Source organism: Apilactobacillus kunkeei DSM 12361 = ATCC 700308 (genome assembly GCF_001281265.1).
In the GTDB taxonomy this organism is placed as follows: domain Bacteria; phylum Bacillota; class Bacilli; order Lactobacillales; family Lactobacillaceae; genus Apilactobacillus; species Apilactobacillus kunkeei.
Window position 1 is genome coordinate 251,173 of record NZ_JXDB01000007.1, and the last position, 14,763, is coordinate 265,935.

General features: G+C 37.2%; 12 protein-coding genes. All 12 read right to left on the reverse strand.

Annotated features, from left to right (window positions below; genetic code table 11):
* Positions 1-7: 7 nt before the first annotated feature.
* Positions 8-580, reverse strand: a complete 573-nt coding sequence (gene grpE / locus RZ79_RS04050; protein ID WP_181401462.1) for a nucleotide exchange factor GrpE — start codon at positions 578-580, stop codon at positions 8-10.
* 14 nt (positions 581-594) lie between these two features.
* A complete protein-coding gene (hrcA, locus tag RZ79_RS04055) occupies positions 595-1,635 on the reverse strand; it encodes a heat-inducible transcriptional repressor HrcA (RefSeq protein WP_054450140.1) in 1,041 nt (346 codons plus the stop codon).
* Positions 1,636-1,739: 104 nt separating this feature from the next.
* The gene (gene ribF, locus RZ79_RS04060; protein WP_054450142.1) at positions 1,740-2,678 is read right to left on the reverse strand and encodes a riboflavin biosynthesis protein RibF; all 939 of its coding nucleotides are present in this window, start codon (positions 2,676-2,678) and stop codon (positions 1,740-1,742) included.
* Positions 2,679-2,695: 17 nt separating this feature from the next.
* The gene (truB, locus tag RZ79_RS04065; protein ID WP_054450144.1) at positions 2,696-3,607 is read right to left on the reverse strand and encodes a tRNA pseudouridine(55) synthase TruB; all 912 of its coding nucleotides are present in this window, start codon (positions 3,605-3,607) and stop codon (positions 2,696-2,698) included.
* A 113-nt stretch (positions 3,608-3,720) separates the two neighbouring features.
* Complete coding sequence (gene rbfA / locus RZ79_RS04070; protein WP_041152352.1) at positions 3,721-4,074, reverse strand: 30S ribosome-binding factor RbfA; 354 nt, start codon at positions 4,072-4,074, stop codon at positions 3,721-3,723.
* A 14-nt stretch (positions 4,075-4,088) separates the two neighbouring features.
* A complete protein-coding gene (infB, locus tag RZ79_RS04075; protein WP_054450146.1) occupies positions 4,089-6,329 on the reverse strand; it encodes a translation initiation factor IF-2 in 2,241 nt (746 codons plus the stop codon).
* A 20-nt stretch (positions 6,330-6,349) separates the two neighbouring features.
* A complete protein-coding gene (locus RZ79_RS04080; protein ID WP_034531672.1) occupies positions 6,350-6,652 on the reverse strand; it encodes a L7Ae/L30e/S12e/Gadd45 family ribosomal protein in 303 nt (100 codons plus the stop codon).
* Positions 6,642-6,941, reverse strand: coding sequence for an RNase P modulator RnpM (gene rnpM / locus RZ79_RS04085; RefSeq protein WP_034531674.1), 300 nt, complete (start codon positions 6,939-6,941; stop codon positions 6,642-6,644). Before rnpM ends, RZ79_RS04080 begins: the two co-directional genes overlap by 11 nt.
* A gap of 26 nt (positions 6,942-6,967) precedes the next feature.
* Positions 6,968-8,056: a transcription termination factor NusA gene (nusA, locus tag RZ79_RS04090; protein ID WP_053795523.1), complete on the reverse strand. Its 1,089-nt coding sequence runs from the start codon at positions 8,054-8,056 to the stop codon at positions 6,968-6,970.
* A 19-nt stretch (positions 8,057-8,075) separates the two neighbouring features.
* The gene (gene rimP, locus RZ79_RS04095) at positions 8,076-8,549 is read right to left on the reverse strand and encodes a ribosome maturation factor RimP (protein WP_034531677.1); all 474 of its coding nucleotides are present in this window, start codon (positions 8,547-8,549) and stop codon (positions 8,076-8,078) included.
* 115 nt (positions 8,550-8,664) lie between these two features.
* The gene (locus tag RZ79_RS04100; RefSeq protein ID WP_054450148.1) at positions 8,665-12,990 is read right to left on the reverse strand and encodes a PolC-type DNA polymerase III; all 4,326 of its coding nucleotides are present in this window, start codon (positions 12,988-12,990) and stop codon (positions 8,665-8,667) included.
* Between the two features lie 57 nt (positions 12,991-13,047).
* Positions 13,048-14,757 (reverse strand): proline--tRNA ligase, encoded by a 1,710-nt coding sequence (locus RZ79_RS04105; protein WP_054450150.1) that lies wholly within the window; start codon positions 14,755-14,757, stop codon positions 13,048-13,050.
* Positions 14,758-14,763: the final 6 nt, after the last annotated feature.

The following is a 14,763-nucleotide window of genomic DNA, read 5'->3' on the forward strand; positions in this document are numbered from 1 at the left end:
TTATTTTTTATTGAGCAACTACAACCATGCATGGTCGAATAACACGATCAGCTAGTTTGTAGCCCTTTTGTAAAATTTCTACAACAGTGTCTGCTGGATGATCATCATCTGCAGGAACTGTTTGAACCGCTTGACACTCGCTTGGGTCAAATGGTTTGTTTAAGACATCAATTTCTTCAATGCCATTTTCAGATAATGCTTTGTTGAAATGCTTTAAAACAAGTTCAACACCTTGTTTTAATTGCTTTCCACTGTCATCTGAAACTTCAACACCCAATGCACGTTCCAAGTTATCCATTGCAGGTAAGATACTAGTTGCTAGTTTTTGACCATCATACTTGTAGATATCTGCACGTTCACGCTTGAATCGTGTTTGCATGTTTTGCATTTCTGCTTCAGCACGAAGATACTTATCAGAGAAATCTTCAACTTGTTGTTGAAGTTCTCCAATTTGCTTTTCTAATGAATCCTTTTTCTCTTTCTTAGCGTCCTTCTTTTTGTCGGCGCCTTTGTCCTTAGCAGCTTCTTTCTTTGAAGTTGCTTTTTCTAGGTCTTTTTCATCATCCTTCTTGCTAGCCAAATGAATGCCTCCTTTTACTGATTATATTTATCATAATAATTTCTCAGTTTCTTTGATAATTCATTTCTAAATCCATCAACGATTCCAATTACTCTCGAATATGGCATCCTAGTAGGACCTAGAACGGCGATAACACCCTTTCCATATGGCCCAACATCATAGGAACCAGTAATAATACTGTAATCCTTTAATAGATCATTGCTTAATTCCGGTCCAATTTGAACGGAAATCGAATTATCAGAACTCTTGATGAACTTCGCAGCATCATCAGTATCATTTAACAATGAGTAAATTGGCTTTAGATAACTGATGTCATTATTATCAGTAAAACTCAATAGATTCAATTCACCACCGATATAAAACTGATTAGTAGAAGCTTGCATCAAAACATCATCAAGAGTTTGAACTAAGTTATCCGGGTTTTTAACGTACTTGAGAATTTCAGGTACGATTTCTGCCTTCAACTTAGTGATAACTTCGTCTAAAGGCTTCCCTGCTAACTTGTCATTGATCATTCTGACAACGGCATCTAACTTGTCACCACCCATGTCACCATCAATATGGAAAACTTGATTAACAACTTCATCATTATCAGTGATTAGAATTGCCATCACCTTATGATTACCAAGCGGAACTAAACGAAAGCTACCCAAAATGGGTGTTGTTTCTTGTTCCGGCTTTAAAGTCAATGCAGTGTAATTTGTTAAGTTAGATAGAATGTCAGCTGATTGTTGAACGATTTCATCAATTTGTCTAAATCTTCCTGATAGTGAATTTTGAATCATCATCATATCACTATTATCAATTGGATTTGGATTCAACAAGTTATCAACATAGTAGCGATAACCTTCGATTGATGGAACACGTCCCGATGAAGAATGATTTTTGGTAATTAAACCAATTTCTTCTAGAAATGCCATTTCATTTCTGACGGTTGCTGAACTGACATGTATTGGTAATTGACTGGATAATGCCTTTGAACCAACAGGAACACCTGATTTTGTGTAATCATTAACGATGATTTTCAAAATCATTTTTTCTCTTTCAGTAAGCATACCCGATCACTCCTTATCGATTAGCACCTTTAGCAGTCATCTGTTTTAAGTGCTAACCACAATTATTAATTTACCAAAGCCATCTATATAAGTCAAGAAAAAGACTAATTATTTTCGAAATATTGACGAGTGAATTCTTCGTCAGATTGAAGTTGCTTAATTAGCTTATCAATCCCTTCAAACTTCACTTCACCACGAATACGGTATAGCCAATCTACCTTTAATACTTCACCATATATATTATCATTAAAGTCTAAAATATTAATTTCGACTGTGATTGGGTTCTTATCACCAAAGGTGACGTTTCGTCCAATCGATGCCATTCCATGATACTTTTGGTCACCGATAAACACATCAACTACGTAGACACCAATAGTTGGTAGCCATTGTAGTTCATCGTGTTCGATGTTGGCGGTTGGGTAACCTAATTCACGACCACGGGCAAAGCCATGAACAACAGTGCCACCAGTTTGAAATGGTCTGCCCATCAAATGGTTCACTGTTTGAATGTGACCTTCGTCTAGGTTCTTTCTAATTCGAGTTGAACTGATCTTTTCTAATTGGTAATCTGCCAAGTCAACGGCAACAACGTCAAATCGATTGTTCGCATAATTGGGTAGTAAGTTCATTGTTGCGTCCTTGGCACCATAGGTATGATCTGTTCCGGCAACTACGGTGTCGGCATTAAATCTAACTAGATAGTTATCAACAAATTCTTGTGGTGTTTGGTTTTGAAAACTAAAACTATAATTAACCACGAACACCTTATTAACACCCAATGATTCAAACATTTCATTTTTGCTATCTGGCATGATGATGTTTCTTCTATCATGTGGTGACAATTGTTTATAAACTACAGCAGGTTTATGGTCATAAGTTAATACTGCCAAAGGTAGGTTCTTTTGCATGGCAATATCGCGTGCTTTTTCCAATACTTTTTGATGGCCTAAATGAATTCCATCGAAGTATCCCATTGCTAAAACTAGCTTTTCTGATTGATAAAAATCAGAACTCAATGGATGATGTAATTTGATTATTTCCATAATTTCATGCCTTTCGATTATTGATTGCTAAACATTTTTTCAGGTTTGTAAATTTTTTTATTTTCGTCAAAGAAGTATAAAGCCTTAACTTCGCTGTTAAACGTTAACACACATTTATCGTCATTTATACCTAAAGCACCTGAATCCAAGAAACCACCATTTTGGACGATCCTCCATTGGCTTTCGTTTAGTTCAACATGCTTAAAGTCGGTCAATGCGTAATCAATTGATTTGACGATGTCATCAATAGTGCCATTTTCTACTGCTGATTTTACGTCGCTAATCTTAAAAGTATTTTCAATTGTAAAACCACCACTCTTAATTCTAGTTAGACTAGACATCACAGCTGGCATACCAATCTTTTTACCAAAGTCAACAGCGAGTGTTCTTACATAGGTTCCCTTACCACAACCAACTTCAAAGAAGATAGTTTGTTGTTTTTTGTCTTCATCGTAAATGCTGTCTTTGATTTGTTTAAAGTAATGAATTTGAACGTGTCTTTCTGGACGTTCTACTTTCTCACCATTTCTGGCGTATTCATAAAGTCTTTTTCCATTGACCTTCACTGCTGAATACATTGGTGGGATTTGAATTAAATCTTCAGAAACAAAACTGTTAAGTAGTTCATCAATTTCATCGTCTGTTAGTGGTTTTTCTAGTGATTTAGTACTTACTACTTCACCGTCTAAATCTTCGGTAGTGGTATCAAAACCTAAGGTAATGCTGCCTTGGTATACCTTTCCTGAGTTCATTAGGTATTCCACTAGTTTGGTACCCTTACCTAAACAAATTGGTAAAACTCCTTCTACGTTTGGATCTAGTGTTCCACTGTGACCAATTCGTTTCATTTTTAAAATGCCTCGTAATTGACTAACGCAGGCAAAACTGGTCATACCCTTTTCTTTATATAATGGGATAATTCCGTCCATATTACACGACTCCTCAGATGTTATTTATATCTTAAATTATATCATAGACACTTTTTTTCACTAAATCAGAGCAAATAAAAAGAACCCATAACTTTTGTTATGGGCTCTTTTTATTAACGATCTTCTCGTTTTAACTTGTTTATTAGTTGATCAATCTTACTTCCATATTGAATTGATTCATCCAATTTGAATGTTAATTCAGGTGTACGGTAGATGCTCAAACGAGAACCTAATTCACCTCTGATTAATGATGTTGCCTTATCCAAACCTTTTTGGGTAGTTTCTTCATCATTATCGTTATCAGATAGAATGCTGTAGTAAATAGTAGCTTGTTGTAAGTCACCAGTTACGTCAACACCAGTAATAGTTACACCTTGAACTCGTGGATCTCTCACACGCTTTAATAAGATATCATTAACTTCTTTTTGAATTTCTTGTTCTAGTCTTCCAACTCTGTATTGAGCCATATCAATTCACTCCTTTACTTAGCAGGAACTTCTTTCATTTCGTAGGCTTCTACAACGTCACCTTCCTTGATGTCGTTGTAGTTTTCAATAGTAAGTCCACATTCAAATCCTTGCTTAACTTCTTTAGCATCATCTTTGAAACGCTTCAAACTATTTAGTTCACCGTTGTAGATAACAACGTTATCACGAATTAAACGAATCTTACTGTCACGTTTAATTACACCGTCGGTAACCATTCCACCTGCAATTGTACCAATCTTAGAAGCTTTGTAAAGTTGTCTTACTTCAACTTCACCAGTAACTTCTTCTTTGTACTTAGGTGCTAGCATACCCTTCATAGCTGATTCTACTTCATCAATAGCATCGTAGATAACTTGGTGTAGACGAATGTCAACGTTATCAGTTTCAGCTTGAGCCTTAGCTTGTGAAGTAGCACGAACGTTAAATCCAACGATGATAGCGTTACTTGCTTCAGCCAAAGCAATATCACTTTCATTAATTGCACCTACAGAACTGTGGACGATGTTAACCTTAACACCTTCAACATCAATCTTTTGTAGACTTGATGCAAGTGCTTCAACAGAACCTTGGACGTCTGCCTTAATAATTACGGCAACTTCCTTCATTTCTCCTTCTTTTAGAGATTCGAATAAGTTATCCAAAGTAACACTGTTGTTCTTCTTACGTTCCTCCATTTGAGCTTCTTTAGCTCTTTCTTCACCGGCTGCACGAGCAGTCTTTTCGTCATCGAATACTACGAAACGGTCACCAGCTTCTGGAACATCGTTTAAACCAGTAATTTCGATTGGAGTTGATGGTTTAGCACCATCTAGATCCTTACCCTTTTCGTTAGTCATAGTTCTAACACGACCGAATGTGTCACCAACTACGATTGGATCACCGACATGCATAGTACCTTGTTGAACAAGTAATGTTGCAACTGGACCTCTTCCACGATCTAGACGTGCTTCAATAACTGAACCGGCAGCATGTTGTTTAGGGTTAGCCTTTAATTCCATCACGTCTGATTGTAGAAGAATCATGTCTAGTAATTCATCAACGTTGGTACCCATCTTAGCTGATAGTTCAACGAAGATAGTGTCACCACCCCAGTCTTCTGGGATTAATTCGTAACTTGCTAGTTGTTCGATAACGTGGTTAGGGTTTGCACCTGGTTTATCAATCTTGTTAATTGCAACGATAATTGGAGTCTTAGCGGCCTTAGCATGGTCGATAGCCTCAATTGTTTGTGGCATAACACCATCATCTGCGGCAACTACTAAGATTGTGATATCAGTGATATCAGCACCACGAGCACGCATAGCAGTAAAGGCAGCATGTCCTGGAGTATCCAAGAATGTGATAACCTTACCGTTTCTTTCAAGTTGGTAAGCACCGATTGCTTGAGTAATTCCACCAGCTTCACCAGCAGTGATGTGTGAGTTTCTCAAGTAATCCAATAATGTTGTCTTACCATGGTCAACGTGTCCCATAATAGTAACAACTGGTGCACGGTCTTCTAGGTAGTCTGTGTTTTCTGCTTCTTCTTCGAAGATCTTATCGATATCAGAAACGTTTACTTCAACCTTTTCTTCAGCCTTAATACCATAGTCAGCAGCTAGAAGTTCGATTGTATCCTTATCCAATGAAACGTTTTGGTTAACCATTACTCCTAATAGGAATAACTTCTTAACGATTTCAGCTGGTTCTCTATGGATAATCTTACCGATTTCTTGAGCGTTCATACCAACTGTATATACCAATGTTTCTGGCAATGGACGTTCTTTTCTTTCTGGTGCTTTGTTGTTCTTGTGGTTTTGTCTGATACGTTGGTTCTTAGTGTACATACCAGCAAACTTGTTGTTACCACGGTTGTTTTTCTTGTTGAATTTCTTCTTGTTCTTCTTACCACCCTTTTTGAAGTTTGAAGAACCATTGTTGTTTGTTTTGTTTGTGTTGTTGCTGTTATTACTGTTGTTATTGTTCATAGATTGCTTTGCCTTATTGTTAGAATTTTTGTTTAAAGTCTTGTGTGGCTTTTCGGCAGGTTTATTAGAATTATTGTTAGCTGGTTTGGTTGCATTAACCGGCTTTTTCTTTGGAGCAAAGTGGTCTCTGATAGCCTTTTCTTCGTTAGAATCTAGACCTGACATATGATTTTTAACGTCATATCCCTTCTTCTTTGCTTCATCAATAATTGTTTTACTAGCTACATTTATCTCTTTAGATAACTCATAAATTCTTTTCTTACCCATACCATCACGTTCCTTTACAATTAATTTGTCATTTCTTTCAAACGTTTGGCAAATCCATTGTCTGCGATCCCAATAATGGTCCGCGGCATCCCAATTGCATCACTTATCTCTACTTTAGTAAACATTTGATTTGTAGGAATGTTATATGAATTTGCCTTATCTGTAAATTTCTTCAAGCTGGCTTTTCCAGAGTCAGTAGCGATAATCAGAAATTTAATTTTATTCTTCTTGATTGCGTTGAGCAATATGTCCTCACCAGTAGTTATCTTTCCGGCTCGCTTTGCTAAACCAATAAAGTTTAATATTTGTTCTTTATTTGTCATTTTCGAAAAGTTCTTTTCTGGCTTGTTTGTGGTCTACGTAAGCAATTAAATCATCGTAAAATTCATCACTTAAGTCAACTGAAAATACTTCGTTTAGTTTCTTTTCATCCTTGGCTTTTTGTGCGACTTTTACGTCAATTGAAACGTATGCCCCTCTACCTGATTTTTTTCCAGTTTCATCGATAGTAACGTTATTTTCCTTGTCCTTAACGATTCTAACTAAATCTTTCTTGGGAGCCATTTCACCAGTAACAATATCTTTTCTCATTGGAATTTTTCTTGTTCTCATTGAATTAACACTCCTTAAACTTGTTATTATTCGTTATCGATTGCGTCGTCACTATCTTCTTGGACGTCTTCAGTCAGACCATCAGCTTCTGATTCAGACTTGATATCAATCTTGTAACCAGTCAACTTAGCGGCTAGACGTGCGTTTTGTCCACGCTTACCAATTGCTAATGATAGTTGGTAGTCAGGTACGATAACTGTACATGCACGTTCATTTTCTTCATCAAAGATAACATCAACTACTTCTGATGGGTTTAATGAATTGGCAATGAATTCAGCAGGATCTTCAGTCCATTGAACGATGTCCATGTTTTCGCCACCTAGTTCGTTAACGATAGTTTGAACACGTTGACCTCTTGGTCCAACAGTTGTACCAACTGGGTCGATATCATCGTTGTTAGATCTAACGGCTACCTTAGCACGGTCTCCTGCTTCTCTAGCGATTGATACGACTTCAACAGTTCCGTCATAAATTTCAGGAACTTCTTCTTCAAATAGTCGTTTTAATAAACCAGGAGCGGTACGACTAACGAAGATTTGAGGACCCTTAGTAGCATCTTCAACACGGTTAACGTAAACCTTGATTCTGTCTTGTGGTCTGTATGTTTCATTTGGCATTTGGTCGTTCTTAGGCATAACTGCTTCAACCTTACCTAAATCAACATATACAAAACGATCGTCTTGGCGTTCAATTTCACCAGTGATTAGTTCGTCTTGGTATTTGCTGTACTTGTTGTAAACAATTGTTCTTTCAGCTTCTCTCACTCTTTGCATGATAACTTGCTTAGCAGTTTGAGCAGCGATTCTACCAAAGTTCTTAGGAGTAACTTCAAACTTAATTTCGTCACCTAATTCGTAACCACGGTTTAATTGTAATGCATCTGATAGACTGCATTCTAGTCTTGGATCAACTACATCTTCAACAACAGTCTTAACAGCGTAAACATTGATGTTACCCTTCTTGTCGTCAAAAGCAACTTCAACGTTTTGTGCTTGGTTGTAGTTTCTCTTGTATGCTGAAGTTAATGCAGCTTCTAAAGCATCAATAACAGTTTCTTTAGAAATCCCTTTGTCGTTTTCTAGGGCATCTAGTGCACCTAAAAGTTCTTTACTCATTTTTGATTGTCTCCCTTAGCTAAAATTTAATTGCTAATCTTGCTTTGGCAATTGATTTTCTTGGTATTGTTAGATCCTTAATTCGACCTTTTAAATTAACAGTCAAAACTAATTCATCTTCGCTTAATTCTTTTAAAGTCCCTTCATAGACTTTTTCACCGTTAATTGGTGCATACAATGAAACATGAATGTATTCATTAACAGCTTTTTCATAATCTTCTGGTTTCTTTAGAGGTCTTTCAGCTCCTGGAGATGAGACTTCTAGAAAGTAAGCTTGTGGAATTGGATCCGGATCCATTGAATCTAATTTTTCACTTAGTTCGTCAGATACTAACGCACAGTCTTCAATATTGATACCGCCGTCCTTATCAACATAAACCCTTAAATACCAATTCTTGCTTTCTTTTACAAATTCGATGTCATATAAATAAAAGTCATGACTATCTAGAATTGGAGTTACTACTTCTTTTACCACTTCTGTAACTTCGCTCAATGATACGCCTCCTAAAAAAATCCAATAAAAAGAGCGAGCATTTCTGCTCACTCCTTTCTCTCAGATATAAATCATAATGTATCATACCATACTATCTGAGATTGTTCAATACATACTACATCATATCAAATAAACTTAATTGGTTTTCATCAGGTAAGTTATCGATAATATGGTTTTCTGTCATAAATTCAATTAACTTCTTAGAAACCTTTCCACGTTTGGATAGGTCTTCTTTAGAGATAAATTCTTTATCTTCACGAGCTGCAACAATTTGTTTAGCAACGTTTAACCCAAGACCAGGAATGGCTCTAAATGGTGCAATTAACTTGTTACCATCAATTAACCATTGTTCGGCATCAGAACGGTTTAAATCAACCATTTCGAATTCGAAACCTCTTTCAATCATTTCGTTGGCTAATTCAAGAACAGTTAGTAGGTTCTTATCCTTTGCAGATGCATCGTTTCCAAGATCGTTAATTTCTTTCATTTTGGCCTTAACAGCTTCCTTACCATGACACATTGAAACAATATCAAAGTCATCGGCTCTAACTGAGAAGTATGCACAGTAGTATACCAATGGGAAGTACACCTTAAAGTAAGCCACACGTAACGCCATTAAAACGTAGGCTGCCGCATGGGCACGTGGGAACATGTACTTAATCTTAAGACATGAATCAATGTACCACTGTGGAATATTGGCTTCATGCATTTTCTTTTGCCATTCGTCTTTAATTCCACGACCCTTACGAACATATTCCATGATTTGGAATGATGTTTCTGAATCTAGTCCCCAGTTAATCAAGTCGGTCATGATGTTATCACGACAACCAATAACGTTGGCGATGGTTGCTTTACCTTCCTTGATTAATTCGTCGGCGTTTCCTAACCAAACGTCGGTACCATGGGATAGACCTGAAATTTGTAGTAATTGTGAGAAATTATTTGGATTAGTTTGTTCAAGCATCCCTCTAACGAACTTGGTTCCAAATTCTGGAATTCCCAAAGTCCCTGTTTTTGATTGGATTTGGTCCTGGGTAACACCGATGGTATCTGTACCAGAGAATAGTCCCATAACTCCAGGGTCATCCATTGGAATTGATTGAGGATCAATCCCTGATAAATCTTGAAGCATTCTGATCATGGTTGGGTCATCATGTCCCAGCACATCCATCTTCAAGATGTTGTCATGGATAGAATGGAAATCAAAGTGGGTAGTTTCCCAAGCTGCGTTTTGATCATCAGCTGGATATTGGATTGGTGTGAAATCAAAGATATCCATATCGTCTGGAACGATAATAATTCCGGCCGGATGTTGTCCAGTTGTTCTCTTTACACCAGTATCACCCTTTGATAAACGATCAATTTCGGCAGAACGAATAGTTTGTTGGGTATCTCTTTCGTATGCCTTCACGTATCCATAAGCTGTCTTATCGGCAACAGTACCGATAGTTCCAGCACGGTATACATTATTTTCACCAAACAATACCTTTAGGTAGTTATGTGCGATTGGTTGATAATCACCAGAGAAGTTCAAATCGATATCTGGAACCTTGTTACCACTAAATCCAAGGAATGTTTCGAACGGGATATTATGACCGTCACCAATCATTAATGTTCCGCATTCTGGACAGTTTTCATGCGGTAAATCGTATCCTGAACCATATTCACCCTTAGTGAAGAACTTAGAGTATTTACAGTTTGGACAACGATAGTGTGGTGGTAATGGATTAACTTCAGTAATCCCCGCCATTGTGGCTACCAAACTGGAACCAACGGAACCACGGGAACCTACCAGATATCCATCCTTATTACTCTTTGCTACAAGTCGCTTTGCGATTAAGTAAATAACTGAGAATCCGTTACCGATAATACTCTTCAACTCACGGTCCAAACGGGCCTGAATTAATTCAGGTAGTGGATCTCCGTAAAGTTTATGGGCCATATCCATTGTTGAGTTTCTGATTTCATCTTCGGCACCCTTCATGTGCGGTGTGTATAATCGATCTAAGACCGGATGAATTCCATCATCAACCATGTTGGCAATCTTTTGGGTATTATAAACAACGATTTCCTTGCTGACATCTTCACCTAAGTATTCAAAATCACTCAACATTTCGTCTGTTGTTAAGAATGGCACCTTAGGTAATTCTTGTCTATTTAATGGGTTGGCCCCACCTTGTGAATGAATCAAAATCTTACGGTAAATATAGTCTTGTGGATCCATATAGTGAACATCCCCAGTTGCAACAACTGGTTTATCCATTTCATGACCCATATCAACCATGTTTTGTACTAATTCTTGTAAGTGCTTCTTTCCATGAATTAATTCCGAATCAATCATTGGTTGATAAGCCGCGCTTGGTTGTACTTCTAGATAGTCATAGAATTCAGCTTTCTTCTCGGCTTCTTCTTTACCCTTTTGTAGCATTGTGGTGAATACTTCACCGTTTGCACAAGCAGAACCAACTAGAATTCCTTCACGGTACTTTTCAAGCACACTTCTTGGAATTCTTGGCACTCTGTAGAAGTATTCAACATTTGATAATGATACCAACTTGAACATGTTCTTTAATCCAGCTTGTGTTTGAGCCATCAAGATGGCATGGAATGGACGCGCATGCTTGTATGCGTCGTTATCGGACATGTGTTCATTTAGTTGATTTACCTTGGTAATGTTGTAACGTTCTTCGGCATCCTTTATGAACAAGTAATTCAAATGGCCTGTTGTTTCGGCATCATATACGGCACGGTGATGGTGTTCCAAAGCAACGTCAAACTTCTTAGCCAATGTGTTTAACCGATAGCTCTTATAGTTTGGATATAAGAAACGAGCCAATGGCAATGTATCAATGATTGGGTTTTGGATTTCTTCCATCCCATATCTTTGGTAACCCACATTCATAAAGCCAACGTCAAAAGTAACGTTGTGCCCTACAACAATGGAGTCGCTACAGAATTCTCTAAATAACTTAAAGACTTCTTCTTCGGACTTAGATCCTCTAACCATATCATCAGTAATAGAAGTAAGTTCAGTTGTAAAGTCTGATAAGTGGAAACCGGGATCAATAAATTCTTCAAATTGGTCTAAAACATTATTGTGCTGCATTCTAACGGCAGAAACTTCGATTACCTTATCGTAAATTGCAGAAAGACCAGTTGTTTCAATATCGAAAACAACGTAAGTAGCATCTGCTAAATCACGGTCATCTTCGTTAAATGTAATTGGCACGCCATCGTCTACAACGTTTGCTTCAACACCGTATAGCATCTTAATGTCATTCTTTTGTGCAGCGGTATAGGCAAATGGGAAACCTTGAACAGCAGCGTGGTCGGTAATCGCTAATGCCGGGTGACCCCATTCTTTAGCTCTAGCCACGTATTCTTCAATGCTGTTAGTTGCATCCATTTGACTCATCTTGGTGTGTAGATGTAGTTCAACACGTTTTTCTTCTGCATCATCATGACGACCTTCATGGTGTAGTGGATTAATGTCATAGGCATTCAATGTTAATTCGTGACTGTAGTTATCTTCTTGGATACCACCACGGACCTTAATCCAGTCGCCTTCTTGCAATGCGGCAAAGTTAGCTTCATCGTTTTCGTTGTTAGAGAACTTCTTAACTTCGATTGATGATGAATAATCAGTAATTTTTAAAATCATCAATTGACGACCTGATCTAAGTGAACGAATTTCCTTACTAAAGATGTGACCATTTACAATCACTAATTTTTCTTCTTGAACAATATCAACTAGTTTAGTAACTTCTAGATCATCCTTAATTTTCTTACCGATTTGTACTTTACCCTTTGGAACCGCATTCTTTGAGTTCTTTTGACGTTTTGCAAATGATTCTTGGATTGCTTGCATCGCCTTTTGGGCTAGCTCAGCATCCTTCTTTTCCTTTTCAGCTTTAAAATCTTTGATTTTTTCTTGAGAAGCAGTTTCATCAACAAAAACGGAGATAGTAAAGTGTGGAAAACCTAAACGTTCGTACAAATCTTCAATTGGACTAACTGCTTTATCCACAAGAAAGTTCTTAACAATTTCGTTATCAGCACTAAGTTCAATTTTATGATCAACTATCTTTGGTGCATCACGTCTTAATAGTTCATTTTTAATAGCATCAGTGATATCAGCATGTTTAACAATCCATTCCCAGTAATTGCCTAATTGCTTGTTATCAAATTGATTGTCGTTTGTTTTGATATTAATTTTAGTAGTAGCGATTTCATCAAAAGTCGCTTGCATACGACTATAAAAATCCAAGAAGACTTCGTAATCTAAAATTTGTGGAAGTGTAAGGTGGAATTCCCAAATTTTGGAACGTTTGTGGATATCAATCTTCTCAATCTGGCCGCCTTTAAAATTATCGGAATCAATTTGGTCTGTTAACTGTAATTGATTCAATAATTTTGTAAATAATTCTTCTTGGTTAGACAATCTAATACCTCCATCCTAAGTCAGCTAAAAAAGGTCAGTCTCTTCAACTGACCCTTTTTATTTCAAATCTTTAAGTAAGATTTTTACAGTGTTAACAACTTCTTCTTGCTTAACTTCAACAGTTTCGCCAGTTTTTCTAATCTTAATTTCTACGATTCCTTCACTAGCCTTCTTACCAACAGTAACTCTGATTGGTAATCCAATTAGATCTGAATCTGCAAACTTAACTCCGGCTCTTTCTTTTCTGTCATCAGTTAAAACATCAAAGCCTTCATCCTTAAGTTCTTTTTCAATACCATCAGCAACACTAACTTGAGTTTCATCTTTTGTGTTAACAGGAATCAAGTGAATGTCGAATGGTGAAATTGACTTAGGCCAAATTAAACCATTGTCATCAGCTTGTTGTTCAGCAATAGCAGTTAGCAATCTACTAATACCGATACCGTAACAACCCATTACAACTGGTTTTTGACGACCATTTTCATCCAAGACGTTTGCATCTAAGTCCTTTGAGTATCTAGTTCCTAGCTTGAAGATATGAGCAATTTCAATACCACGAGTGAACTTCAATACACCAGAACCGTCTGGTGAGATTTCGCCTTCTTCAACTTCTCTAAAGTCACCGTAAGTAACATTTTCAAAGTCACGTTCTGGGCTAACGTTAGCAAAGTGGTAACCATCTTCGTTGGCACCAGCAAATGCATTAGTCATATCTTTAACGTAGTTATCTGCTAATACAGTTACAGATTCATCTAGGTTAAATGGACCAACGTATCCTCTTGATGTGTTTGTAAATTCTTTGATTTGTTCATCATTTGCCAAGTCAAAGAATGAAGCACCAAGTTGACCCTTAACCTTAACGTCGTTAACTTCGTGATCACCTCTAACTAGAACCATCACTGGTTTTTCGTCAGCAATGAATAAAACACTCTTGATAACGTTTGAAGCATCTGTGTCTAATAGTTCCACGTCATCTTCGATTGATTTTACGTTTGGAGTACTAATCTTTTCTAAGTCTTTTTGAGTTTCGTTAGACTTTTCAGGAACGTACATGCTCTTAGCCATTTCAAGGTTAGCAGCATATTCGCTATCGTCTGAGTAAACGATGGTATCTTCACCAACAGCAGCTGGTGCAGAGAATTCAATTGAATCTGAACCACCCATGGCACCACCATCACCAATGATAGTACGGTAATCTAAACCAACTTCGTCAAAAATCTTACGGTAAGCATCTTCCATTTGGTTGTAGATACGATCTAGGTCAGCATCATCAATTGAGAATGAGTAACCATCTTTCATGATAAATTCACGTCCACGTAGCAAACCGTTTCTTGGACGTTCTTCATCTCTATATTTTGGTTGAATTTGGTATAACACTAAAGGAAGTTTTTTATATGACTTAACTGAGTCACGAATGATTTCTGTGTAAGTTTCTTCGTGAGTTGGTCCTAGAATGAAGTCAGTATCATGTCTATTCTTTAGCTTAAATAAAGATGGACCGTAAGTTTGTAATCTTCCTGATTTTTCCCAAAGCTCTGCAGGTAATACTGCCGGCATTAGAGTTTCATTCGCGTCAATTTCATCCATTTCCTTACGAATAATGTTTTCAATTTTTGAAATTACTTTGTATGCCAAAGGCAAGTATGCGTACATCCCTGCTGAAATTTGCTTAATGTATCCAGCTCTTAACATTAACTTATGACTAAGAGCTTCAGCACCTTTTGGCGCTTCTTTTAGCGTTGGGATTAACATTTTTGATTGCTTCATAAAAAT

Coding starts and splice junctions, on each gene's coding strand:
- rbfA (WP_041152352.1), bottom strand. CDS start 4,074: ATGGCTCAATACAGAGTTGGAAGACTAGAACAAGAAATTCAAAAAGAA.
- nusA (WP_053795523.1), bottom strand. CDS start 8,056: ATGAGTAAAGAACTTTTAGGTGCACTAGATGCCCTAGAAAACGACAAA.
- RZ79_RS04080 (WP_034531672.1), bottom strand. CDS start 6,652: ATGACAAATAAAGAACAAATATTAAACTTTATTGGTTTAGCAAAGCGA.
- ribF (WP_054450142.1), bottom strand. CDS start 2,678: ATGGAAATAATCAAATTACATCATCCATTGAGTTCTGATTTTTATCAA.
- rnpM (WP_034531674.1), bottom strand. CDS start 6,941: ATGAGAACAAGAAAAATTCCAATGAGAAAAGATATTGTTACTGGTGAA.
- infB (WP_054450146.1), bottom strand. CDS start 6,329: ATGGGTAAGAAAAGAATTTATGAGTTATCTAAAGAGATAAATGTAGCT.
- hrcA (WP_054450140.1), bottom strand. CDS start 1,635: ATGCTTACTGAAAGAGAAAAAATGATTTTGAAAATCATCGTTAATGAT.
- RZ79_RS04105 (WP_054450150.1), bottom strand. CDS start 14,757: ATGAAGCAATCAAAAATGTTAATCCCAACGCTAAAAGAAGCGCCAAAA.
- truB (WP_054450144.1), bottom strand. CDS start 3,607: ATGGACGGAATTATCCCATTATATAAAGAAAAGGGTATGACCAGTTTT.